The sequence below is a fragment of the uncultured Thiodictyon sp. genome (assembly GCF_903828115.1).
GTDB lineage: Bacteria > Pseudomonadota > Gammaproteobacteria > Chromatiales > Chromatiaceae > Thiodictyon.
Genome location: NZ_CAIKKU010000209.1, coordinates 1 through 3,697 on the forward strand (window position 1 = coordinate 1; position 3,697 = coordinate 3,697).

At 67.4% G+C, this 3,697-nt stretch carries 4 protein-coding genes; all 4 read right to left on the minus strand.

Annotated features, from left to right (window positions below):
- Positions 1–31: 31 nt before the first annotated feature.
- Positions 32–1,306, minus strand: a complete 1,275-nt coding sequence (locus QZY48_RS07665; protein WP_295429774.1) for an O-succinylhomoserine sulfhydrylase — start codon at positions 1,304–1,306, stop codon at positions 32–34.
- Entirely contained in the window at positions 1,281–2,798 is a 1,518-nt protein-coding gene (gene purF / locus QZY48_RS07670) for an amidophosphoribosyltransferase (RefSeq protein ID WP_295429777.1), read from the minus strand. Before purF ends, QZY48_RS07665 begins: the two co-directional genes overlap by 26 nt.
- Positions 2,799–2,889: 91 nt before the next feature.
- The gene (locus tag QZY48_RS07675; protein WP_295429778.1) at positions 2,890–3,381 is read right to left on the minus strand and encodes a CvpA family protein; all 492 of its coding nucleotides are present in this window, start codon (positions 3,379–3,381) and stop codon (positions 2,890–2,892) included.
- Positions 3,382–3,416: 35 nt separating this feature from the next.
- Positions 3,417–3,697 (minus strand): SPOR domain-containing protein (locus QZY48_RS07680; RefSeq protein ID WP_295429780.1); only part of this gene is annotated, 281 nt, incomplete at its 5' end.

A 3,697-nucleotide genomic window follows, 5' to 3' on the forward strand; every position in this document is an offset into this window, starting at 1 on the left:
CCCCGGCCCTCCCCCAGCGGGGGAGGGAGATTTAGAGCGCGCTCCCGGCGCGACTTTCACGGTAAGCGACCGGGACCAGCACCAGCCCCCGCGCCAGGTCGGCCTCGATATCGGCCATGGATTCAAGCCCCACGGCGACCCGGATCAGCCCCTCGCCGATGCCCGAGGCGGCGCGCTCCTGCGGGCTCAGGCGGCCGTGGGTAGTGCTGGCGGGGTGGGTGATGGTGCTCTTGGTGTCGCCTAAGTTGGCGGTGATGGAGAGGAGCCGCGTGGCGTCGATCAGGCCCCAGGCACCGGCGCGTCCGCCGCGCACGTCGAAGGCGACGATGCCGCCGCCGCCGTGCTGCTGCACGCCGACCAGGTGGTGCTGGGGGTGCTCCGGGCGGCCCGGATAGTAGACGCGCTCCACCCCGGGTTGGACGGCAAGCCAGTCCGCGAGCCGGGCGGCGCCGCGGGAGTGGGCCTCCATGCGCAGTTCCAGGGTCTCCAGGCCCTTGAGGAAGACCCAGGCATTGAACGGGCTCAAGGTGGGCCCGGCGGTGCGCAGTACCCCGTAGACCTCCTCACCGACCCGTTTGCGGTCGCCCACCACGGCACCGCCGACACACCGGCCCTGCCCGTCCAGGTACTTGGTGGCGGAGTGGATCACCAGATCGGCGCCCAGTTCCAGCGGGCGCTGCAGGGCCGGGGTACAGAAGCAGTTGTCCACCACCAGCAGGCAGTTGCGGCGCCGGGCCAGTTCCGCCAGGGCGCGCAGATCTACCATCTCGGTCAAGGGGTTGGACGGGGTCTCGCAGAACAGGAGCCGGGTCTGCGGACAGATGGCCGCGTCCCAGGCGGCGAGCTCGCTCAGGCTGCAATAGCTGGTGGCGATGCCGAAGCGGCTCAAGTACTTGTTGAACAGCAGCGTGGTGCTGCCGAAGAGGCTGCGCGACGCAACGATATGGTCCCCGGACTGGAGCAGCCCCATGCAGACGGCCAGGATGGCGGCCATGCCGGAGGCGGTGGCGACACAGGCCTCGCCGCCCTCCAGGGACGCCAGCCGCTCCTCGAAGGCGCGCACCGTGGGGTTGGTGAAACGGGAATAGATGTTCCCCGGGCTGTCGCCGCTGAAGCGCGCGGCGGCCTGTGCGGCGCTCTCGAAGACGAAACTGGAGGTGGTGAAGATCGGCTCGCCGTGCTCCCCTTCGCCGGTGCGGTGATGCCCGGTGCGCACCGCACGGGTGGCGAAGCCGGGTTCGCCGGCGGGGTCGGCCCAGGCGTCGGCGCCGGGTTCGCGGTCAGGCGGAGTTGTTGTGCAGGTCAATGACGGTCTCGTTGTGCTCGGAGCGGGCCTCTTTGGCACTGTCGTTGCGGTTGTCCTCCAGGTGTCGGAGGTAGCCGGGGGTGACATCCCCGGTCACATAGTCCCCATCGAAGACCGAGCAGTCGAAGCGGTCCACATGGCTCTTGCCCCGCTTCTGGACCGCCTGGATCAGGTCGTCCAGGTCCTGGTAGATGAGCCCGTCGGCACCCAGGAAGTCCGCGACCTCGTCCGTGGTGCGCCCGTGGGCCACCAGTTCGTTCGCCGAGGGCATGTCGATGCCATAGACGTTGGGGAAGCGCACCGGCGGCGCGGCGGAGGCGAAATAGACCCGGTTGGCCCCGGATTCGCGGGCCATCTGGATGATCTGCTGCGAGGTGGTGCCGCGCACGATGGAGTCGTCCACCAGGAGCACGTTCTTCTTCTTGAACTCCAGGTCGATGGCATTGAGCTTCTGGCGCACCGAGCGCTTGCGGACCTTCTGTCCGGGCATGATGAAGGTGCGCCCGATGTAGCGGTTCTTGATGAATCCTTCCGAATAGGGAAGACCCAGATGATTGGCCAATTGCAGGGCGGCGGTGCGGCTGGTATCCGGGATCGGGATCACGACATCGATATCCTGACTCGACCACTCGCGCCGGATCTTGGCGGCGAGCCGCTTGCCCATGCGCGAGCGCGCCTTATGGACCGAAATATTGTCGATGATGGAGTCCGGCCGGGCGAGATAGACGAACTCGAAGATACAGGGCGAGAGCAGCGGCGTGTCCGCGCACTGTTGGGTATAGAGGGTGCCGTCGACAGCGATGAAGACCGCCTCCCCCGGCGCCACGTCGGCCACCAGGGTAAAACCCAGGGTATTTAAGGCCACCGACTCCGAGGCGATCATGTACTCGACACCCTCATCGGTGTCGCGCCGGCCGTAGATCAGCGGGCGGATGCCAAAGGGGTCGCGGAAGCCGAAGACGCCGAAGCCGGGGATCATGGCGACCGCGGCGTAACCGCCCCGACAGCGCCGGTGCACGCCGGCCACGGCACGAAAGACGTCCTGCTCGTCGATGCGCAGTTTGCCCTGAACCTGCAACTCGTGGGCGAGGATGTTGAGCAGGACCTCGGAGTCGGAGTCGGTATTGATGTGGCGCAGGTCATCGACGAAGAGGTCGCGCTTGAGATCCTCGGCATTGGTGAGGTTGCCGTTGTGGGCCAGCACGATGCCGTAGGGTGAATTCACATAGAAGGGCTGGGCCTCGGCCGAGCCGGTCGCCCCCGCGGTGGGGTAACGGACATGGCCCACCCCCATGGTGCCGCGCAACTCGATCATGTTGCGGGTGCGAAAGACGTCCCGGGCCAGACCGCTGTCTTTGCAGAGGTGGAGTTTCTCCCCCTCGCAGGTCACGATCCCGGCCGCATCCTGACCACGGTGCTGGAGCACCAGCAGGGCGTCGTAGAGCGATTGATTGGCCGGACCCTTACCGACGATGCCGACGATGCCGCACATGGGGACCTCACTCGCGCGTCCGCGACCAACGGACACCGAAGGACGGGGGACCCGCCAAGCTAACCGAGAACAGGCCCCGTTGCAACCCCGCTCAGACCTTCTTCAGTTGATCCTGCAGCGCGGGAGGAACCAGACTCAGGAGCCAATCGGCGGCCTGTTGGCACTGCGCGATCACTGGAGACTCCTGCCACCAGGTCTCATCGGCCAGGGGGGTGAGGCTCGCCAGGAAGACCGCCATGGCCACCAGCACGCCGCCGCGCGCCGCGCCGAAGAGCAGCCCCAGGACGCGATCGACCCCGGAGAGACCGGTCTTGTCGACCAGGGCGCTCAGCAACGCGCCCAGGATGGCCCCCAGGATCAGCACCACCAGCACCAGCACGACGAAGGCGACCCCCAGCCGCACGCCCGGCTGGGCGATGAAGGGCGTCAGGGTCTCGGCGAACGGCTTGTAATAGAGATAGCCGACCCCGATAGCCGCCAGCCAGACGGCCAGCGACATCACCTCGCGGATCAGACCCCGCGCCAGTCCGACCAGGGCGGACAGGAAAATGACCGCAATCACGGCCGCATCGATCCAGTTCATTTCAGTTCCCCGGCACGGGCGCGCCTGTGCGGCCCTTATGGATAGCTCTTGATCAACGGATCAACCTTGTGTTTCTCACGCAGCCGGGCGACGGTCTGCTCGGCCTGGGCCCGCTCCAACTGCGGCCCCACCTGGACCCGATAGAAGGCCCGGCCGTTCACCTCGGCCTTCTCGATGAAGGCGGCAAAACCGTCCGCCCGCAATTTGCCCTCGAGCTCGGCCGCATTCGCCTGGTTCGGGCTGCTCGCGACCTGGATCACCCAGGAGGGCATCCCGGCGTTGGCGCCCGGGGCCGGCGCCTTGCCGGGCTTGCCCG

Excerpts from the sequence above, each read along its gene's own strand:
- purF (WP_295429777.1), bottom strand. The coding sequence starts at position 2,798 with ATGTGCGGCATCGTCGGCATCGTCGGTAAGGGTCCGGCCAATCAATCG.
- QZY48_RS07675 (WP_295429778.1), bottom strand. The coding sequence starts at position 3,381 with ATGAACTGGATCGATGCGGCCGTGATTGCGGTCATTTTCCTGTCCGCC.